The 20,023-nt window shown below is 43.0% G+C and carries 19 protein-coding genes; all 19 read left to right on the forward strand.

What is annotated here, in order from left to right:
- Positions 1–28: 28 nt before the first annotated feature.
- The 19 genes from WAA20_RS05940 to WAA20_RS06030 all read left to right on the forward strand — a co-directional run bounded on the left by WAA20_RS05940 (position 29) and on the right by WAA20_RS06030 (position 20,018).
- Positions 29–1,027 (forward strand): serine hydrolase, encoded by a 999-nt coding sequence (locus WAA20_RS05940; RefSeq protein ID WP_073384812.1) that lies wholly within the window; start codon positions 29–31, stop codon positions 1,025–1,027.
- A gap of 370 nt (positions 1,028–1,397) precedes the next feature.
- A complete protein-coding gene (locus WAA20_RS05945) occupies positions 1,398–1,595 on the forward strand; it encodes a hypothetical protein (protein WP_073384811.1) in 198 nt (65 codons plus the stop codon).
- An 18-nt stretch (positions 1,596–1,613) separates the two neighbouring features.
- Positions 1,614–2,399, forward strand: a complete 786-nt coding sequence (locus WAA20_RS05950; protein WP_073384810.1) for an AAA family ATPase — start codon at positions 1,614–1,616, stop codon at positions 2,397–2,399.
- Complete coding sequence (locus WAA20_RS05955; protein WP_073384809.1) at positions 2,389–3,309, forward strand: ParB/RepB/Spo0J family partition protein; 921 nt, start codon at positions 2,389–2,391, stop codon at positions 3,307–3,309. Before WAA20_RS05950 ends, WAA20_RS05955 begins: the two co-directional genes overlap by 11 nt.
- 2 nt (positions 3,310–3,311) lie before the next feature.
- The gene (locus WAA20_RS05960; RefSeq protein ID WP_073384808.1) at positions 3,312–4,436 is read left to right on the forward strand and encodes a DUF6017 domain-containing protein; all 1,125 of its coding nucleotides are present in this window, start codon (positions 3,312–3,314) and stop codon (positions 4,434–4,436) included.
- A complete protein-coding gene (locus tag WAA20_RS05965) occupies positions 4,429–4,749 on the forward strand; it encodes a DUF6050 family protein (protein ID WP_242951123.1) in 321 nt (106 codons plus the stop codon). The genes WAA20_RS05960 and WAA20_RS05965 overlap by 8 nt, the downstream gene beginning before the upstream one ends.
- A gap of 4 nt (positions 4,750–4,753) precedes the next feature.
- The gene (locus WAA20_RS05970) at positions 4,754–5,989 is read left to right on the forward strand and encodes a zinc-ribbon domain-containing protein (protein ID WP_073384807.1); all 1,236 of its coding nucleotides are present in this window, start codon (positions 4,754–4,756) and stop codon (positions 5,987–5,989) included.
- Between the two features lie 87 nt (positions 5,990–6,076).
- A complete protein-coding gene (locus WAA20_RS05975; RefSeq protein WP_073384806.1) occupies positions 6,077–6,733 on the forward strand; it encodes a hypothetical protein in 657 nt (218 codons plus the stop codon).
- A gap of 119 nt (positions 6,734–6,852) precedes the next feature.
- Positions 6,853–7,461 (forward strand): hypothetical protein, encoded by a 609-nt coding sequence (locus tag WAA20_RS05980; protein ID WP_073384805.1) that lies wholly within the window; start codon positions 6,853–6,855, stop codon positions 7,459–7,461.
- On the forward strand, positions 7,454–8,407 hold the full coding sequence (locus WAA20_RS05985; RefSeq protein ID WP_073384804.1) for a macro domain-containing protein: 954 nt from the start codon (positions 7,454–7,456) through the stop codon (positions 8,405–8,407). The genes WAA20_RS05980 and WAA20_RS05985 overlap by 8 nt, the downstream gene beginning before the upstream one ends.
- Positions 8,408–8,660: 253 nt before the next feature.
- On the forward strand, positions 8,661–9,137 hold the full coding sequence (locus WAA20_RS05990; RefSeq protein ID WP_073384803.1) for a PcfB family protein: 477 nt from the start codon (positions 8,661–8,663) through the stop codon (positions 9,135–9,137).
- Positions 9,134–11,038, forward strand: a complete 1,905-nt coding sequence (locus tag WAA20_RS05995; protein WP_081373625.1) for a VirD4-like conjugal transfer protein, CD1115 family — start codon at positions 9,134–9,136, stop codon at positions 11,036–11,038. Before WAA20_RS05990 ends, WAA20_RS05995 begins: the two co-directional genes overlap by 4 nt.
- Positions 11,039–11,359: 321 nt before the next feature.
- Positions 11,360–11,575 (forward strand): Maff2 family mobile element protein, encoded by a 216-nt coding sequence (locus WAA20_RS06000; protein WP_073385030.1) that lies wholly within the window; start codon positions 11,360–11,362, stop codon positions 11,573–11,575.
- Between the two features lie 17 nt (positions 11,576–11,592).
- A complete protein-coding gene (locus WAA20_RS06005; RefSeq protein ID WP_073384802.1) occupies positions 11,593–12,465 on the forward strand; it encodes a VirB6/TrbL-like conjugal transfer protein, CD1112 family in 873 nt (290 codons plus the stop codon).
- 80 nt (positions 12,466–12,545) lie between these two features.
- Positions 12,546–12,989 (forward strand): PrgI family protein, encoded by a 444-nt coding sequence (locus WAA20_RS06010; protein WP_073385026.1) that lies wholly within the window; start codon positions 12,546–12,548, stop codon positions 12,987–12,989.
- The gene (locus WAA20_RS06015) at positions 12,901–15,453 is read left to right on the forward strand and encodes a VirB4-like conjugal transfer ATPase, CD1110 family (protein ID WP_330393593.1); all 2,553 of its coding nucleotides are present in this window, start codon (positions 12,901–12,903) and stop codon (positions 15,451–15,453) included. Before WAA20_RS06010 ends, WAA20_RS06015 begins: the two co-directional genes overlap by 89 nt.
- Positions 15,454–15,466: 13 nt before the next feature.
- Entirely contained in the window at positions 15,467–17,959 is a 2,493-nt protein-coding gene (locus WAA20_RS06020) for a CD1108 family mobile element protein (protein WP_073384801.1), read from the forward strand.
- Positions 17,960–17,971: 12 nt separating this feature from the next.
- Complete coding sequence (locus WAA20_RS06025) at positions 17,972–18,286, forward strand: hypothetical protein (RefSeq protein ID WP_073384800.1); 315 nt, start codon at positions 17,972–17,974, stop codon at positions 18,284–18,286.
- A gap of 58 nt (positions 18,287–18,344) precedes the next feature.
- Positions 18,345–20,018, forward strand: a complete 1,674-nt coding sequence (locus WAA20_RS06030) for a CD1107 family mobile element protein (protein WP_073384799.1) — start codon at positions 18,345–18,347, stop codon at positions 20,016–20,018.
- Positions 20,019–20,023: the final 5 nt, after the last annotated feature.

The following is a 20,023-nucleotide window of genomic DNA, read 5'->3' on the forward strand; positions in this document are numbered from 1 at the left end:
AAATCTTTCCTAAGAGGAGGCTTTTTTGATGAATAAAGAACAGCTGCACAGATACATCTTACAGAACACAGGTAATGAGAGTAATGTATGTCAGATCTATGCGATCAAAGATGGAAAAACAGCCTATGATGACTGCTGGCACGGATTTAAGACACTGGATGCCATGAATGTCAATTCAGTTACAAAAGGTGTTATGGGACTACTGGCAGGAATAGCTCTGGATAAGGGCTATATCAAAAGTATAGACCAGAAAGTAATGGACTATTTTCCTGATTACACTGTAAAGCGTGGGGAGAAGACCATATACGATGTCACGATAAGGCACCTGCTCACTATGACAGCTCCCTATAAAGGTAAGTCAGAGCCTTGGAAGAAAGTCTGTACTTCACCGGACTTTACTCTGGCGATACTTGATAATCTTGGGGGTCGCAACGGAATAACGGGTGAGTTCAGATATGCTACGCTTGGTATTCAGATTCTTGCAGGAATTATCGAGAGGGCGACAGGCGAGAAGTGCATCGATTTTGCCAACAGGAATCTGTTTGAGCCACTGGAACTTCCGAAGCGAATACCACACGGAGACAGCTCCAAGGAAGATCAGTTCGATTTCTTCATGAATAAGAATCCAAGGAAATATGAATGGTACACTGATCCTAAGGGCTGCGTTACTGCAGGTTGGGGACTGTGTATGTCGGCCAAAGATATGGCTGTACTCGGCAGCCTTGTGCTTGATGGCGGTCTTTATGGCGACAAGAGAATCATCTCTGAAGAATACTTAAAAGACATGCTGACACCTCATATTAAGCTTGGCGAGCGATTTGGCTTCATGAATTACGGCTACTTATGGTATAAGCCCTATGATGACAGAGAAGTTTACGCTGCTATTGGCGACAGCGGAAATATCATCTATGTAAACAAAGAGATGAATGTATCGGTGGGAATGACCGGTACATTTAAGCCCAGGATTTTTGACAGAGTGGAATTTATAGAACAAAAAGTATTGCCGACGATTGTGAGTATGTTATAGAAATCCCGACCTTGAAGTCAACTAAGTGATAAACCCTAGGAAAATCAAGGGTTTGCGGTGGTAAAAGGAGCTTAGGTACCACAAAAGTGCCACAAAAGTTCCAATGGTAGATGCAGGACAGTACATGATAATGCATTTACACCTTGGGTAGTCAATCAAATATTTGCAAAATTAAGGACACTTTCTAAAAGAGAAATCTTTTGAGAGTGTCCTTTTGTTATGGTCAAAATAAAAAAGTTGGCTAATAAAACCAAGGAGGTAGTGAACATGAGAACTTGTGCAGCGACAGGTGCAGTGAGAGCGATGCGAAGAATGACCGTTCCCGAAATGAGACAGAAATTATATCCAATCAGAGGAGGAATGAAAAAAGATGTTGAAAATTAGAATTTCGGGACCTACTTATGAACTCAAGGATTACCTTGAGCACATGGAGAAAGATAAAGTTTATCAGATTACAAGCAAGTCACAGCCCTTGAAGAATAAGGGAACAAACAGAATCTTCCGTGTTTTCACGGATGTTGATAAAAAAACTAAGATAGCTGCCAGGGAAGCAAAGGTAGCAGGATAACAATGGAGGGATACGGTTATGTCAAAAGTAATCGCAATAGCAAACCAGAAAGGCGGAGTCGGAAAGACCGCCGTGGCAAGCAATTTAAGCGTCGGGCTTGCCATGAATGGAAAGAAAGTAATGGTTATAGACGCAGATCCGCAGGGCAATCTTACTTCAAGTCTTGGAATTGATAATGCGGATGAATTAGAGAACACTCTTGCTTCATTTATTGAACGTGAGATTATGGAAGAACAGATCGAGCCGGAGGAATATATCCTGCATAACGAGGAAGGCGTAGATATCATGCCTTGTAACATCAAGCTTGCAGGAATGGACTACATGATCATGAACGCATTAAGCAGGGAACATCTGCTTGACGCATTTGTGTCGAGTGTCAGGGATGAGTATGATTATATTTTAATAGACTGCTCCCCTAGCCTTAACTTGGTGACGATCAATGTATTGACAGCCGCTGATTCAGTGATCATTCCTGTGGAGGCTTCATATCTTTCAATGGCTGGACTGCAACAGCTGCTTGCTTCAATAGGATCGACTAAGAGAAAACTTAATCGCAAGCTCCAGGTAGAAGGCATAGTCATAAATAAAGTCAATACCCGGACAAATCACGAAAAGGATATAATCGGCAAGCTTCGTGAGGCATACGGAAGCCAGATAAAGGTCTTTGATGTAATGATTCCTGAGTCTGTAAGGGCAAAGGAATGTACTGCATTTGGAGTAAGTATTTATAAGCACGATGGCAAAGGCAAAGTCGCAAAGGCTTTTGAAGAGCTGACAAGGGAGGTGCTGGAACATGGCTGCTAAGAAACCTCTTCCTGGGCGGGTACAGCTTAAAAATCTTGATTCACTCTTTGGTATAGATCAGGAGCAGACAGGGCAGGTGCTTGAAGTACCGATTGGAGAGCTTTTTCCATTCCAGAATCATCCGTTCAAAGTTTTGGATGATGATAAGATGCTGCAGACAGTTGAGAGCATTAGGGAAAACGGTATCCTTGTGCCGATTATGGTCCGCAATAGGCCGGAGGGAGGATATGAAGTGATATCCGGGCACAGGCGCAGACACGCTGCTGAAATAGTTGGTCTTGAAACGGTTCCTGTCATCATCAGGGATCTGACTGACGATGAAGCTGTCATCGCCATGGTGGATGCCAACCTCCAGAGAGAAGAGATTCTTCCAAGTGAAAAAGCGTATGCTTACAAAATGAAGCTTGACGCGATAAAGAGGCAGAATAAGGCGGGGCGTCCGGATGCAAATAATTCTCGCCAAGTTGGCGAGAATTTATGGAGCGTGAACCAGCTCAGCGAGGGAAACAGTGACAGCGCAAGAACCATTCAGAGATATATCCGTCTTACGGAACTTCTGCCTGAACTATTGGAGATGGTAGACTGCAAAAAGATTAAGTTTAACCCTGCTGTCGAGTTATCTTATATAAGTCCGAATGAACAGCATCTTTTAATGGAAGTGATGAATGAGGATAACGTAGTTCCGTCATTGTCACAGGCACAGCAGATAAAAAAACTGTCACAGGAAAAGTCATGCACCAAGGAAGCGCTCCATGCTTTACTGGCGGTAGCGGGCATTAAGGAAAGGAATGTTGTAATCAAGCATGAAGTCATCATGCAATACTTTCCGGCCGATGTGAGCGATGCAGAGATAGAGAGTCTGATTGTAAGGCTTCTCGAAGATTACCGAAAAAAGCACGGGGGTATCTGATTATGGCAAAGTTTGAATACGATTATTACTCCGGTGCAGAGAGTGAGCAATTTCGATTTTTGAAGACACCAAAGGTGTTTTTTGAGGATCCTGACTACGAAGAATTAGGTCTGGCAGAATGCGTTTTGTACGGTTTCTTACATGAGCAGGTTGCCCTTTCAAAGCAGAACGGATGGGTTGATGAAGATGGAAGAACCTATGTAATAAGGTCGTTGGAATCAATTCAGAAGCTTTTGCGTAATTGCAGCCCTGATAAGGCCAGATCTACGCTGAAAAATCTCATAGATTTCGGTTTGATTGAGAAAAAAAGAAGGGGGCAGGGCAAACCAGACATCATTTACGTGAAGAATTTTGTAACCAAGAAGTCGGAAATATCGTCCTCTAAAAAAAGGGATGCCTGTGGAAAACTTATTTCTGAAAACGGAAAAAACAATCTCTTGATAGAGGAAAAAGCAAGCTCTAGAGATATGAAAAACCAAGCTCTAGAAGTGGGAAAATCCGCACCTAATAATACTCTTTTAAATATACATAACTTTAGTGAGACTAATCATAATCTTATCAAGGTTACTGGCAATACTACAGAGGCGCAGGAAGCTGTGGATAAATCTTCTTGCGATAGCGATGAAGATGAGGTTGAAAAACTCATAGACCAGATCAAGGCAAACATTGATTATTACGATTATGCTCCAAGGTATCAGGCAGAACACAATAACCGTTACGAGGAAATGTTCCAGGTAATCGTTGAAATGGTAGTAGGAAAGCGCGACAAACTGGTCATTGGAGGCACGGAATACCCACAGTGCATTATAAAAAAGCGTTTCCTGTCGTTAAACTCAGGCCATGTTGAATATGCGATGTGGAAGGTCGCAGAGAACCTTGGAGAGATTCGCAACATTAAGAAATACATGATTGCAACGCTTTTTAATGCTCCTACCACGATGGATAATTTCTACACTCAGCTTGTCCACCACGATATGCACAGCGAGGAATGGTTTAAGATGATTGAAAAGAAAAAGAGCGAGGACGAGGTCAGGGTTGACATGCAGGTTGAGGAAGCAGAAGCAAGGCAGGTAGGGATCGAGATGATGATTGACGAAGAAATGACGAGGAGAATCGTAAATGAGTGAGAGATTATCAGCAATGCTTTTCAAGGTAATAATACCGCTTGCAGCAATTGGATTTATGGTTATGTTCTGTTATCCCGTTTGCAATAAGCCGGAAGGCTTTGACTTCTTTCTGTTTTGGATTCTTGTCGGCTTTCCCTTTGGCATCAGGCGTATGTGGCTATGGCTGATCCCTAGAAATTATGGCATAGCTGGTTCTCTTGGCGTAATTGCATTGGACTGTATCATAGGTGGAATCATTGGAGGCTTTGTTGCCGTCGTAACCGTAGTAAAAGCTGGTATTACAACGTTACAGGTCATAGCAGGGAGGCTGTGATGGTATGAAAGATACAATAGCAGAAAAATGTCCACAGCTGGTTTTGCAATGGAGCGATAAAAATCTTCCACTCGTACCGGCAGATGTAACGGTTGGTTCCCACAAGCGTGTCTGGTGGAAAGGTTCCTGTGGACATGAATGGATGGCGATAGTGAAAAACAGGGTAAATGGTTCGGATTGTCCGTTTTGCAGCGGGAATCAGCTTCTGAAAGGATTTAATGACCTTGCCACAATGAAGCCGGAGCTTAAATCTGAATGGTCTGAAAAGAATCATCCGCTGATGCCGGACATGGTACTTCCATGTACGAATAAATCTGTGTGGTGGCGGTGCATCCATGGGCATGAATGGATTGCAAAGGTGGCAGACAGGTATTACGGAAGCAATTGTCCATATTGTGAAGGGCATTTGCTGTACAAGGGATTTAACGACCTTGCTAGCAAGTATCCTGAGCTGGCGGAGGAGTGGTCTGAAAAGAATGCCCCGAAACGGGCAGATGAAGTTTTCCCAAAGTCACGAAAAAATGTTTGGTGGAGGTGCCGGGTATGTGGATATGAGTGGATGGCGGTGATAGACAGTCGGGTAAAGGGATCTTCCTGTCCGGTCTGTGCGGACAGAGTGGTCAAGACAGGCACAAATGATCTTGCAACAACAGATCCGAAACTGCTTGTTGAATGGGATTATGACAGAAACAAGACCATTACACCCAAGGAGATTAGCCGAAATTCTCTTCGATATGTATGGTGGCGATGTAGTCATGGACACAGATGGAGAGCAAAAGTAGCTGACAGGGCTATAGATAAAGAACCGTGCCATATATGCAGAAGGGAGTTTGAAAAAGAGTTCCCTGATATGCTCCTGCGGCATTATCTTTCAGGTGCCGGTTATACGGTGATTATAGATGAAGAAGAACTGATAGGGGTTCCGCTTACTAATTACATAAAGGAAAAGAATGCGGTAATTGAAATATCAAAACCGTTTCATAATACAAAAGATGGGTATCAGTGGGAATATGCGAAAACTATGCTCTGCAAAAAGTCAAAGATAAAACTGATACGTATATTAAAACAGAAAGATAAAGGGTATGAGGATTGTGTAAACATCACAAGGCTCGATAATTCAGATGAAGCATTGGTAGAGGCTATTTCGCTTGCACTCCATGTTTTGGGAATTGATATAGAAACAAATGTGGAAGCGGACAGAAAAAACTTATTTAAGCGGTATTTGGAAAAACAAATATGAATAAAAACAGTGATGGGGAGCAGGTTCAGAGCGTTACGAAAAATGAAACTGCTCCCTTTTATATTCTACGGTATTAAGGAGGCAAAAATGATCAAGGATTTGAAAACGCTTGTAGCAAAGGAAATTGAGAAAGGCTGTACCCCACTTATGTTTGACGGTATGATTATACCGGAAGAAGGGATTAGAGAAATTGACAGTAGGGACAGATTGCTTAATGTACTCCAATACCTGCTACGTGTTAAGGAGTATAAGAAACTCATATGGAATGACACGCTTACTGCCAATAATGTTTATATGGATGTGTTCCTTGGAAAAATCGATTTTCACAGGGCTGCATTTGCAACAGGAAGGGAAGATATATATCAGCATATTAATTGGTATGGCGGAAAGCTTAAGCCGGATTACAACGGTAAGACTGTGATAGAGACATGCGTATGTGCCTTTTCCATAGGCGAAGAGGAACTCGGTAAATGTAAAAAAATATATGATGGTAAAGAGGTTTATGCCTTTTATCTTGGAAAATATCAGATTCGCAATCTCTATGCGGACTGCCTTGAATATAGAAAGAATATGGCAGGCGATGAGGGAAAGGTGCAGGCGGCTTCTGAGAAATACAGGGAGCTTTTCAAGCTGAATGATGATCATATAAGGAATGTACTGTTCCAATGCCTTCTTTTAGATGACCTCAAGGTTGAGAATGGCGTAGTCTTTGCAAACCTTTATACCATTTATTTGCTTAAATGATTTTTTGAAAAATAACCATAAAATAGTACAATATAATATTTTTGTTTACTTTTTAGATGGACTATGTTTTGTAAGAATGATACCATAAAACTATTAGATTAAAGTAGAGGTGAATTGAAATGAGTAAACGAGTATATATTAGTGCAGATTATGCTCCAAATGATGGGGATCAGGCGGTAGTTGATGAATTACGTGCTTGGGGACAGGATAATAAACATAAAACAGATTTTATAGATACTGCTCAAGTAGCATCTGGAAGTGTGTCCGAGGATGAAGATTGTCGTCCGTGCGATTTAAAGAAAGAGTTTAATAATCAAATTAATGTTTCTTCCGCGGTCATTTTTATTGTCGGTGATAAGACATCTTCTCGTACCGCAGGAAGTTCTTGCAGGAGATTGTCTGAAGGACCTGGGTGTGATTGTACACCATATAAGCAAAATACCAAGGGTACATCAACATGTAAATGGGATTCGACATCAAAGGCTGATCCAGACGGAGATATAGGAAACATCAACGACTATTCTTATCTCGAACATGAATTTCGACAGGCGGTGAGAAAGAATAAGAACATAATCATAGTGTATAACTCTCTAAATAATCAGGCGGAATGGTTGCCATCATATATGAGTGACTATGAAAGTGATGCGCATCCATTTTGGAAAAAGGATAAATATGGCAACAAAGTGGGCGATTACATGTACATAAAGGCAGCTCTTGGATATGAATAAAATTACCGAAAAAGATAAATTATATATTAAGCAAGTAGTAAAAAATAAGACAGACATAATTAGAGTCTGGTGTAAATGTTTAATTGGTGAAAAAAAATCACTTTCTGCTATCTGGAAGTTGTTTTATTCAACAATAGGATATATCTCTTCATTATACGCTTTTTCAGTACTGGTAAAAGACTTGATGGGGGTTGACAAGGTAGAAGTTTGGTTGAAAGGACATTTAATTATCTTAGTTATTGTTGGGATTATCGCTTCTCTTATACACAATCATAATATAATTAGTTGTAAAGGAACTATAGAAGATGACGATGTGCAGATAGTGGCAACAGTTAACGATATATTTTGTGTTAATGCATCGAGTTATGTAATACCAACTAATACTTTTTTTCGGACCATTATGGATGGAGAGTATATTAGTCCGCAAAGTGTTCAGGGTGCATTTCAACTACGATATTTTAGAAATAAGCTCAATGACTTGGATGATGCTATTGAAAAGAGTTTATTATTACAGGAAAAGACTTTCGAGAACAGTAACGATATTCATGGAACTGTTAAGAAATATCCTATTGGTACTGTGGCTAAGATTGATTATAAGGACAAACACTATTATTTCGTTGCTATTAACGATGTTAATGAGTATGGAAAACCAATAAATCAGAGCTATGAAAATGTCGAAATTGCTATGAAAGGATTATTTTCGACTATAAGTAAATTGGGACATTGTGATGACTTGGCTATGCCGTTGATAGGAACTGGACGAGCTGCAATTCGAGAAGCGACAATTGAAAAGGTGGTTGAGTATACAGTTGAACGATATATAGATGTAGATGAGAAGATAGCGCGTAAACTGATTATTGGTATTAGGCCAAAAGATTATCTTGATGGTAGAGTGGATATGAATCAAGTTAAAAAGTATATTGATTATAAGTGTAACTTCAAATAGAAGAAACGTTTGCAATAAATATAAGAATTTGTATTAGTGTTATAGTAGTAGGTAATTAAATATTTACAGTGATAGGAGCAGTTTTTATATCTCTTTATGGGAAATAAAGGCTGCTCCTTTTTGTGCGTTATTGTATATGATTCGGTAAGGAACCGGAAGAAAGGAATACAATGAGGAAAATATACTTACGGAGGCTGCTGGTGCCTCCCTGGAAAAGAAGAGAACCAGAGAATTAAATTACAGGAGGAAGATAATGCAGGAAGAAGTAACACAAAAATCCATTGCCCTTGTTATCAGAACCTCCAAACTGACAGCTGATGTGCTGAAAAAGGCAATGATTGCATACCTGAATCATAGGAAGCACAAAAAATCATTGCAGCATGGGAAGATTTCCGTGCGAAAGCTCATGGGCAAGGATCAGGGTGCGAATACCATGGAGATTACGGAGAACAATATCAAGTCCTTTGAGCGTGTTGCTAAGAAGTACAATGTTGATTTTGCCGTAAAGAAGGATAAGACTGTGGATCCGCCAAAGTATGTTGTTTTTTTCAAGGGCAGGGATGCCGATGTGATTGCAATGGCATTTAAGGAATTTGTGCATGTGAATGAAAAGAAGCAGAATCGGGAATCCGTAAGGGATAGGCTGAACCGTTATAAGGAACTCTGGACTCAAAATATGAATAGGGAACGTGCCAGAGAAAAAACCAAGAATCGGGGACAGAGCCTATGAGTAAGGTGGTTGATGGAATTGTAAAAGACTTGAGGAACATCCCTGAATCCTTACGGAAAAAATTGAAAGGCACGGATAGGGCTAAGCTGATTAAAATGAGCATACCGTATGTGCTGGTCGGATATGTCTGCGATAAAGCGGTATGGATGTTCAGACAGACGAAAGGAGATTTGTTCCCCAGGCTCATGGATGCGGCTGCCAGGATGGGAGAGGCATTTACCAATCCTTTGCCGAGCTTCAATCCAATGGATCTGCTTTTTGGAATGGCGTGTGGAGTGGGGTTCCGCCTGGTTGTGTATTTCAAGGCGAAGAACGCAAAGAAGTTCAGACACGGAGTGGAGTATGGCTCTGCTAGGTGGGGTAATGTCAAGGATATCGAGCCATATATGGATCCGATATTTGAGAATAATATCATTTTAACTGCAACGGAACGGTTGATGATGTCGGGAAGACCAAGTTCTCCTAAATATGCGAGGAATAAAAACGTTCTCGTAATAGGTGGTTCAGGCTCAGGAAAGACACGCTTTTATGTGAAGCCAAATTTGATGCAGATGCACAGCTCCTATGTAGTCACAGATCCGAAAGGAACCGTTTTAATCGAGTGCGGCAAAATGCTCCAAAAGGGTACGCCAAAGCTTGATGACAACGGAAATGTGATGAGAAACAAGAAAGGAAAGATCATTTATGAACCATATAAGATAAAAGTTCTGAACACTATCAACTTCTCACGTTCCATGCACTACAATCCTTTCGCATATCTTCGCAGCGAAAAGGATATCTTAAAACTGGTAAATACGATCATAGTAAATACGAAAGGCGAGGGTCAGCAGTCCGGGGAAGATTTTTGGGTGAAAGCCGAGAAACTGTTATATACAGCATACATAGGCTTTATCTGGTATGAGGCTCCGGAAAGCGAGCAGAATTTTTCCATGCTCATTGATATGATCGATGCCAGTGAAGCGAGGGAGGACGATGAAAGCTTTAAAAATCCCGTGGATCTGCTCTTTGATGAGCTTGAAGCGAAGGATCCGAATCACTTCGCAGTGCGGCAATATAAAAAATATAAATTGGCCGCCGGCAAGACCGCTAAATCCATACTGATTTCATGCGGTGCGAGGCTTGCCCCATTTGATATCGCAGAGTTAAGGGAGCTTACAAGCTATGATGAGCTTGAGCTTGACAGGCTTGGTATAGAGAAAACGGCTCTGTTCGTCATCATCTCAGATACAGATGATACTTTCAATTTTATAGTAAGTATCATGTACACTCAGCTATTTAATCTGCTCTGCGAGATAGCAGACAATGTTTATAACGGGAGACTGCCGATACATGTCAGATGTCTTTTGGACGAATTTGCAAATATCGGGCAGATTCCAAAGTTTGAGAAGCTGATAGCGACCATAAGATCGCGTGAGATATCGGCTTCTATTATTTTGCAGTCAAAGTCCCAGCTCAAGGCTATTTATAAGGATAATGCGGACACAATCGAGGGAAATGCAGACACTACCCTGTTTTTGGGAGGAAAGGAAAAAACAACCTTAAAAGAAATGGCAGAAATTCTCGGTAAGGAAACAATTGACCTATATAATACTTCGGATACAAGAGGAACAAGCCAGTCCTATGGCCTCAATTACCAGAAGACTGGGAAAGAACTGATGAGCCAGGATGAGATTGCAGTCATGGACGGCGGAAAATGTATCATGCAGCTTAGGGGCGTGAGACCTTTTTTCTCAGATAAGTTTGATATTACGAAGCATAAGCAGTACAGGAAGCTGTCCGATTATGACAAGAAGAATGAATTTGACATTGAAAAATATGTCAAGAACCTGTGTCATGCCGTGGTAAAGCCGGATGACGAGGTGGATGAGGCATTTGAGTATGATGCCACAAAGGAAAACTGAATAGGTGCAAGGATAAATGGACTCTTAATGAGCAAACCTGATGCCGGAGCCGCTACAACTTCATAGGATGAAGCTAGACGGGTGATAATAGACCCTGATGCGGATTCCGACAAAAACAGGAGCAGACGATGTGTGCCTACCAAGCTTACTGCATCGCCTGCCCATGCAGGAATGGCATAAACCAGACCTGTGCTTATTGTATCAGAAATCAGATATATGAGCACAGGCTTTTTTATGCCTTCCAAAAGAAACTATCAAAATCAATTCACAAATTTGGAAGGAGGATGAAAACTGACATAAGTGTCGGTTTTCGAAAAAATCATGACTTTTTTTACTAATAGCGTAACAGCTCTTAAGACCGTTGTAACCGCCATTGGAGCGGGCGTTGCAGTATGGGGAATTATAAACCTCTTAGAAGGTTACGGCAACGACAATCCAGGTGCTAAATCACAGGGAATCAAGCAGCTGATGGCGGGCGGAGGTATCGTAATCATTGCCCAGACGGTGATCCCTCAGCTCACAACCCTCTTCGCATAAGGAGAATAAAACGATAGATGAACACTATCGTTGAAAAGATTACCGAACTCATAAAGGAAATGTTGCAGGGGTGGGTAATGTCTAACCTTGACGGCATGTTCACTGATGTGAATACAAAGGTGGGCACAATAGCCGGAGAGGTTAGCAAGACCCCCAGCGTTTGGAATGCAAGTATCTTCAATATGATTAAAAACTTGTCAGATACTGTGGTTGTTCCAATAGCCGGGATAATCATTACATATGTCCTTTGCTATGAACTGATAACTATGGTCATTGATAAAAACAATATGCATGAGTTTGATACTTCACTCTTTTTCAGGTATCTCTTCAAGGCTTGCATTGCTGTAATGCTTTTGTCAAAGACTTCAGATATTGTCATGGCTATTTTTGATGTCGGCGGACATATGGTGAATTCTGCTGCGGGAGCCATATCAGGATCCACTTCGATTGACGTAGGAGCAACCATACAGTCAATGTTTTCATCTCAACTATCAACGATGGAAATTGGAGAATTGATAGGTCTTGGCATAGAAACAATGCTTTGCAGTTTTTGTATGAAGATCATGTCCGTTTTGATCACCGTCATTTTATACGGACGTATGATTGAGATATATCTTTATGTTTCGGTAGCTCCAGTCCCATTTGCGACTCTTGTAAATCATGAGTGGGGCAGTATTGGCAATAATTATATCAAAGGATGTATTGCATTGGCATTTCAGGGATTTTTCATCATGGTGTGTGTGGCGATCTATGCAGCATTGGTTAGTTCTATAGCGGTGGCAAGCAACTTGCACTCTGCATTATGGCAGGTAATGGCTTATACCGTTGTCCTGTGCTTCTCACTGTTTAAGACCGGTTCACTTGCAAAAAGCATTTTACACGCTTCATGAATTTAAGAGGAAGGAGGAACACCGAAATTAAGCAGAAATGAACATTTCATGGCTGAAAAGAAATTTTGGTTACTAATATTATGGCAATCGCAGTAGATGTTGCAAAAGACCCAAAAGCAATAAAGCAGAAGTTCATCGGGAACTTCACGAAGCGTCAGGTCATTTGCTTTGGAGCGGCTGCTGTGGTGGGAGTACCATTTTATCTTCTGACAAGAAAGGTAATCGGGACGGACGTGGCTGCCCTGCTTATGGTGGCAGTCATGCTCCCGTTCTTCTTCATAGCAATGTATGAAAAGGACGGAGTGCCTGCGGAGCAGTATCTAAAGCAGGTCATAGAGATGAAGTTCATCCGGCCCGGGATACGAAGGTATAAGGTGGAAAACCTCTACGAGCAGTTAAGAGAAAGAGAATCTATGGAAAAGGAGGTGGAAGCTCTTGAACGCAAGCAGAAACAATGGAAAGAAGGGCGCTACGGCAAAGTCGCAGAAAAGTTCAAAACAGCCTCAAAAGACAATAAAGAGTAAGGCGGGGGGCAAGTCGTTATTCGAGAGATTCACGGGGCTTACGCTCACGGAATTCTTAAAGCTCAAGAAGCTAAAGAAAACGCTCTCCGGAGATAATGGTCAGTCCGGAAAGCAGATTTCCACGCAGCAGACCATAACCTTTGACAAGATGTACAGCGATGGCATCTGCAAGGTACATAAGAACTATTACACGAAGATGATCGAGTTTTATGATCTAAACTACGTGCTCCTCGATGAAGAGGAGAGGGCGGATATCCTGGGGCTGTATTCACAGCTCATCAATTATTTCGATCCGACCATCAGCTTTCAGATATTCCTCTTTAACAGGCATGTGAATGAGGAAACACTGGCGGCACAGTTTGAGATCGCTCCGCAGGGAGATAAGTTTGACGATATCCGGGAGGAGTTTTCGGATATGTTAAAGAAACTCTCCGCAAAGGGCAATAACGGAGTCATCAAAAGCAAATATATCATAGTAGGCATTGAAGCGGAGAATATCAGGGAAGCAAGACAGAGGTTCATCAGCATTGAGGTTGATATCATCAAGAATCTTAAAAACCTTGGTACGAACGCAAAATGCCTTGACGGAAAGGAACGCTTAAAAATCCTGTATGAATTCTTCAATCAGGATAAGATGGAGCCTTTCCATTTTTCATTTAAGGAGATGGCGGAGTCCGGTAACAGCGTGAAAGATTATATCGCACCGCAGGGCTTTGAATTCCGTTTTCCCGGCAGATACAAGATGGGGCATATGTTTGGTGCGACAAAGTATCTGGATATCATATCCCCAAAGCTCAATGATGAGCTGCTTAAAAGGCTCTTGGATATTGACAGCAATATCTCCATATCCATTCATATGAGAACCATAGAGCCTATCGAAGCTATAAAGCTCCTTAAAAGGGCATTGTCGGATGTTCAGAAGACAAAGATTGACGAGCAGAAGAAAGCGGTACGTGCCGGATATGACATGGACATCCTTCCCACGGACATTGTTCTGTATGAAAAGAACACCATGGAGCTTTTGGATGATCTGAATACAAGCAACCAGAAGCTTATCTGGACAACAATATTGATATCGGGCTTTGGAAGGAACAAGAAGGAACTGGAAAGCGTGTCACAGCGTATATCCGGTATCATCCAGCAGGCAAATTGCCGTCTTATAGATCTTCAGTATAAGCAGGAAGTAGCTATGAACGCTGCGGCTCCCATCGGTATCAATAATACGGGAGAAGGCAGGCATCTTATCACAAAGAACCTGGCGATCCTTGTTCCGTTCAATACACAGGAGCTTTTCCAGTCGGGGCAGTCGTTGTATTACGGGCTTAATGCCTTATCCAACAATATGATCATGGCAGACCGTAAGAAGCTGCGTACTCCGAACGGCGTAATCTTAGGTACGCCTGGGTCCGGTAAGTCGTTCTCCGCAAAGCGTGAGATATTGGGAAGTTTTCTTGTATCAAGGGACGATATTTTGATCTGTGATCCCGAGGGCGAGTATTTTCCTCTGGTAAAGGCACTTGGCGGCGAGGTGGTGAAGCTGGCAACCAATTCAAAGGATTATCTGAATCCAATGGATATACAGCTTTCCCACAAGAATGACAGAGAGGCTTTGAAACTGAAATCAGACTTTCTGATCACGCTCTGTGATGCCATCGCAGGCGGTGAGACAGGTCTTGCCAATGATGAAAAGGGTATCATTGACCGTTGTATCGAGGGTATATACGATGAGTATTTCAAGGATCCGAGACCGGAGAAGATGCCTATACTGGAAGATCTCTATAACGCTCTCGTAAAGTATGAACCGGATAAGGCGGTATCAGAGGAACTTGCAATCGACGCAAAGCAGAAGGCCGTGCGTATTGCTAACAGCCTTGTGTTATATGTGCATGGTTCCCAGAACTATTTCAACCACAGGACAAATGTGGATTCCCAGAACCGTATTGTCTGCTTTGATATCAGAGACCTTGGAAAACAGCTTAAAGAGCTGGGTATGCTGATCGTGCAGGATGCAGTGTGGAACAGGGTTTCAAGGAACCGTGAGCGCAGGGTGGCTACCCGCTATTACTGTGATGAGTTTCACTTGCTCCTTCGTGACAAGCAGACAGCGCAGTATTCCGTGGAAATATGGAAGCGTTTCAGAAAGTGGGGCGGCATCCCGACAGGTCTTACACAGAACGTAGGCGACTTCCTGCGTTCAGAGGAGATTGAGGGTATACTTGGTAACTCGGACTTTGTATATCTTCTTAACCAGAATGCGAAGGATCAGGTGATCCTGGCAGATAAACTGGGACTTTCAGAGAAGCAGCTTCAGTATGTTACCAACTCTGAATCCGGATGCGGACTTATTCTCTTTAATGATGTGGTAATTCCTTTTGCAGACAGGTATCCGACAGATACCAAGACCTACGCAATCATGAATACCCGTCCACCTGAGAGTGAGGAGCAGACGGCAGATACAGAGTAGGGAGATGATACGGATGGCGAAGAATAAGAAGAGTGCAGCAAGGCAGGCAGCATCAGTACAGAACGCGATGAAGCAGGAAAAGTTTGATGCAAAAGCCGATGCCGGGGATTTTAAGAAAGCACGTGCGGGTCCTGCGGGATCCGCAGAGGTAAAGATGAAAAGCAGTGCGGCAAAAAGCGGTATGCACAAAGCAAAGGCAGTAAGCGAAGCACAGGAGATGTTTAATGCTGCGCCTGTAAATGCGGCGGCCAAAGCGGAGGAGAAGAGCAGAAAGGTCAATCAGGAATTTTTCAGCAGACATGAAAATGAAGATGAAAAGAATACTGAGTATGCTTCTCAGCGTGAGGAAACAAGGGCGCTCAGAAAGCACAGGCAGCATGAGAGCCGTGTCCGTGTTAAGGGCAGTTTCATCCAGTCGGATGGTGATTTCCATGGCAAGGCAGGCTTTGTGGAAGAGGCCGGAGCAGAGGTGGCAGGCAGTAAGAAACTTGAAACTCTTCAGAAGAAAGTGGAGAAAACCGCAGACAAAACGAAGAAAGCAAGGAAAAAGTTGCCACAGCGCAAGGAATATAAGTTGGTGCGCCACTTTGATGAAAAGACCGGAAAGACCACTTATGAGCTTCAGACCAACAAGGTCATAAAGAAAGCGAAAAGGGATAATCCGGTAACAGCAGCAAGCCGCAGGACGATGATGGAAGCCCAGGGCATAGCCCATCAGAAGATTACTGAAAATGAAAAAGACAACTCCGGAGTGGAGGCAGCCCACAGGTCAGAGGAGGCAGGCGAAGCCGTGATTGTCCATGCAAAGAATATCAGGCAGGGCGTACAGGCAAAGCGTGTAAAAAAGGTAGCTATTGCTGAAAAGAAGCAGTTTAAGGCAGAGGTGAACTTCCGGTATCAGAAATATCTGGAGGACAACCCGCAGATGAAGAAGAAGCTTCTTCAAAAGCGTCTGCAGAAACAGCGGATCAAAAGGGAGTACGCCAAGGCTATAAAGAAAGGTTCGGCAGAGGCTAAGCAGGCAGCCGGATACGCACAGAAGGCGGCAAAGACAACAACAAATATGGCACGAAAGGTAGCAGAGTTCGCAAGGAAGCATATCGGGGCGATAGCAACAATAGGCTTGTTCGGACTCTTTTTTATGCTCATTGCGGCGGGTATATCAAGCTGCTCTGCCGTGCTTAACGGAGGTCTTTCCGCAACCATGGCAGGAAGCTATCAGAGCCAGCCTGCGCAGCTTGACGCATCGGATGAAGCTATGACTTCAAGGGAAATGGCATTGCAGAACACCATCGACAATATTGAAACGGACTATCCAGATTACGACGAGTATAACTATAACCTCGAAGAGATCGGGCATAACCCATTCACGCTGATTAATTATCTTTCGGCGATAAAAGTGGATGTTGTTGCTGCAGACTGTGATGCAGAGATTGAGTCATTGTTTGATGAGATGTATGAGCTGACACTTACGCCAAGAGAAGAAACAAGGACAAGGACGGTCACACAGACCAATGAAGAAACCGGAGAAGAGGAAGAAGTGGAAGAGGAATATACCGTGACTATCCTTGATGTGGAGCTTACAAGAAAGCCTTTGGAGGATATCGTTGCGGAGCGTCTTACCGGGAATGATGATGCGAGCGTGTTATATGCGGCATATCAGCAGACCAATGGTGCATTGCAGCAGTTTTACACGCCTCTTGATACGGACTGGTACAGCCTTATAAAGAGCTATTACGGTTATAGGAAGAATCCCATCACTGGAGAAAACCAGTTCCACAGGGGTATTGATATAGCAGTGCCGGAGGGAACGGAAGTGTATGCCGGACATGATGGAGCGGTCACAACGGCTGAGTATAACGATGATTACGGGAATTATATCGTGATCACGGATTCTAAGGGCTTTGTAACGAAGTATGCCCATCTGGAGAGCATGAATGTCAGCGCAGGCCAGACGGTAAAGCACGGCGCAGTCATCGGAAAGACAGGAAGTACAGGAGCGGTGACAGGAAGCCATCTGCATCTGGAGTGTTTGTCGGGCGGTGAGTATTACAATCCGCTCTTTTATTTTGAGAACGGTAACGGCTCAATATACGGCACAACAGATCCGATAGGCGGAAGTGGTGATGTAGCTGCGCTTATCGCAGAGGCGGAGAACTATCTTGGATACCCTTATGTTTGGGGTGGAAGTAGTCCATCAACGAGCTTCGACTGTTCGGGCTTTGTGTGTTATGTGGTAACGCACAGCGGATACTACAATCTGCCACGTACCACGGCACAGGGTATTTATAACCAGTGCCAGCATATTAGCGCATCAGAAGCGAGAGCCGGAGACATTATCTTTTTCACGGGCACTTATAATTCGGGAAATCCTGTGACACACGTAGGAATATATGTGGGTGGCGGGCAGATGATTCATTGCGGAGACCCTATCAAGTATTCCTCAATCAATACACCATACTGGCAGAGCCATTTCTATGCTTTTGGCAGATTGCCGGGACATTAAGGAGGCAGTTTTTTGAAAAGAGAGACAATCAGGAAAAACCGCATCCATGCCGCAGAGAAAAAAGAGTATTACACAGAGCGTGAAAAATACTGGGCAAGGCTCGAACAGGAAGCGGACGATGCGGAAGCTATGAAGATTATCAGAAAGAAACATATTACGCCTGAGCAGCTTGCGGTGTTTAACAGCCTTTCGGAAAAAGAGGTTGCAAAGATCCTTGCTGCGAGGGAGAAAGAGACAACAGATGCCCTGCCTGCGGATGAAGGCGGGGCAGAGGATTCAGAAAATGAAGAGGAGACAAACGAAAATGCAAAGAAAGTTATCAGTTAGGATTATGGCATCGCTCATTTTATCAATAATGCTTTTTGCATTGCCGATAGGGGCGTTTATGGCGAACAATTCAACAGCAATTTCTGCTTATGCAGAAGAATCTGTCAGCGGAAATAATGCAGGAGAGAGCAGCACGGGTGATAGCAGCAATCATGCAGCATCTGAAGGAGAAAGTGTATCAGAAAATGGTTCCGAAGAAGATTCGTCAGGCGACAGTTCTTCAGAAAGCGGAAGTTTGGACAATTCCAGTGAAGGGCAGTCTGAAAATGGTCAGACTGATGTTTGTATCTGTGGCAGCAAATGCAGCCAGTATGAATATGACAAGGACTGTCCTGTATGTAGTGCAGATTATAAGAATTGCGCTTATAAGGAGCCAAGTGTGAAGATTACTATAAAAGTCCCAAGCGGATGGTATTCAAGTGGAACTTCTGTAAAGGTCACATTTAAGGCAGAGGATATCCTTGATACCGGAAATTTTGCGATAAAGTCAGTAAAAGCAAAGATCGGACAGAACGGAAGCTATAACGATGTTACTGAGGATATGTTCCTTGAGATTTCTGAGAACTGCACAGTATATGTGCTTGTGACGGATGCAAGGGATAAGAGCTATGAAAGAAGCCGTTCCATTAAGTGCTTTGATACAAGCAAGCCAACATTAAATGCGGCTGTGTCCGATGGGCTTCTTACTATCCAGGCATCGGACAACGACTCCGGAATAAAGGTAATATATGTGAACGGCTATGAGTTCACTGACATTACAAACGGTACGGTAAACATCCGTCTTTCCCAGTTTGATGCTGGATATGAGTATTTTACTATTACAGCCATGGATAAAGCAGGCAATGTATCTGAAGTTTACAAGACAAAGAATCCATATTACAAGGATCCGAATTCAAGTGATAATACAAATCCTGCGGAACAGCTTCCGGTAAATGCGGAGGCGACAAAGCCTTCAAGTGCAACTGCCACGGTCACAGAGCATACAAAGACTGATGCCGATGGAAATATTTCTGACAGTGTGGGTACAAAAGCTTCTCCTGAAGCTCAGAAAAAAGAAGAGTTTAAGAAGGCTGATGAAGAGGAGGCGGCATTGTCAGAGGACAGTGAGGATAAGAAACAGGGAAAAGAGTTCTATACCATCGAGGCTGCAAGCGGCAAGGTGTTTTACTTGGTCATTGACCGTGATGGGGAAGAGGAGATGGTATATTTCCTTACAGAGATTACAGAGAATGACCTTTTGAATGTGACAACGGATAATTCTGAGACTCTACCTAAGAATTCCGCAGCCCTTGAATCACAGATTCCTGTGGCAGAGAGTGCGCTTCCAAATAATAACACTGACATTGATGACACCCATGAGGTAGAAACGCCTGCAGAACAGGTCGAAGAACCATCAGAGGAACAGGAAAGCGAAGAACCGGAAGAACCAGAGAAGCCCGTAAAGAGCAATCCGATTTTGGGGTATATCATCATGGCAATCCTTGGCGGTGGCGTGATCGGAGCGGCCTATTATTTTAAGGTCGTAAAGAAGAAGCAGGACGGTGATTTCTACGAAGATGAGGACGAAGATCCTGATGAAGAGGTTTACCCGGACGATGCCGAAGAGGAAAAAGATGAGGAAGATGATTTCCTCGACAGAGAATATGATGGTGAACCTTCAAGACCGGCAAATGACATATCGGAAGAAGATGTTACAGAAACAGTTGAAGATGCTGATACAGAGGAGGAGTAAAAATC

It is taken from the genome of Butyrivibrio fibrisolvens, from assembly GCF_037113525.1.
GTDB classification, from domain to species: Bacteria; Bacillota; Clostridia; order Lachnospirales; family Lachnospiraceae; genus Butyrivibrio; species Butyrivibrio fibrisolvens.

What these genes read in the sequence shown, in the direction of transcription:
- WAA20_RS05940 (WP_073384812.1), top strand. Translation starts at nt 29, where the DNA reads ATGAATAAAGAACAGCTGCACAGATACATCTTACAGAACACAGGTAAT.
- WAA20_RS05945 (WP_073384811.1), top strand. Translation starts at nt 1,398, where the DNA reads ATGTTGAAAATTAGAATTTCGGGACCTACTTATGAACTCAAGGATTAC.
- WAA20_RS05950 (WP_073384810.1), top strand. Translation starts at nt 1,614, where the DNA reads ATGTCAAAAGTAATCGCAATAGCAAACCAGAAAGGCGGAGTCGGAAAG.
- WAA20_RS05955 (WP_073384809.1), top strand. Translation starts at nt 2,389, where the DNA reads ATGGCTGCTAAGAAACCTCTTCCTGGGCGGGTACAGCTTAAAAATCTT.
- WAA20_RS05960 (WP_073384808.1), top strand. Translation starts at nt 3,312, where the DNA reads ATGGCAAAGTTTGAATACGATTATTACTCCGGTGCAGAGAGTGAGCAA.
- WAA20_RS05965 (WP_242951123.1), top strand. Translation starts at nt 4,429, where the DNA reads ATGAGTGAGAGATTATCAGCAATGCTTTTCAAGGTAATAATACCGCTT.
- WAA20_RS05970 (WP_073384807.1), top strand. Translation starts at nt 4,754, where the DNA reads ATGAAAGATACAATAGCAGAAAAATGTCCACAGCTGGTTTTGCAATGG.
- WAA20_RS05975 (WP_073384806.1), top strand. Translation starts at nt 6,077, where the DNA reads ATGATCAAGGATTTGAAAACGCTTGTAGCAAAGGAAATTGAGAAAGGC.
- WAA20_RS05980 (WP_073384805.1), top strand. Translation starts at nt 6,853, where the DNA reads ATGAGTAAACGAGTATATATTAGTGCAGATTATGCTCCAAATGATGGG.
- WAA20_RS05985 (WP_073384804.1), top strand. Translation starts at nt 7,454, where the DNA reads ATGAATAAAATTACCGAAAAAGATAAATTATATATTAAGCAAGTAGTA.
- WAA20_RS05990 (WP_073384803.1), top strand. Translation starts at nt 8,661, where the DNA reads ATGCAGGAAGAAGTAACACAAAAATCCATTGCCCTTGTTATCAGAACC.
- WAA20_RS05995 (WP_081373625.1), top strand. Translation starts at nt 9,134, where the DNA reads ATGAGTAAGGTGGTTGATGGAATTGTAAAAGACTTGAGGAACATCCCT.
- WAA20_RS06000 (WP_073385030.1), top strand. Translation starts at nt 11,360, where the DNA reads ATGACTTTTTTTACTAATAGCGTAACAGCTCTTAAGACCGTTGTAACC.
- WAA20_RS06005 (WP_073384802.1), top strand. Translation starts at nt 11,593, where the DNA reads ATGAACACTATCGTTGAAAAGATTACCGAACTCATAAAGGAAATGTTG.
- WAA20_RS06010 (WP_073385026.1), top strand. Translation starts at nt 12,546, where the DNA reads ATGGCAATCGCAGTAGATGTTGCAAAAGACCCAAAAGCAATAAAGCAG.
- WAA20_RS06020 (WP_073384801.1), top strand. Translation starts at nt 15,467, where the DNA reads ATGGCGAAGAATAAGAAGAGTGCAGCAAGGCAGGCAGCATCAGTACAG.
- WAA20_RS06030 (WP_073384799.1), top strand. Translation starts at nt 18,345, where the DNA reads ATGGCGAACAATTCAACAGCAATTTCTGCTTATGCAGAAGAATCTGTC.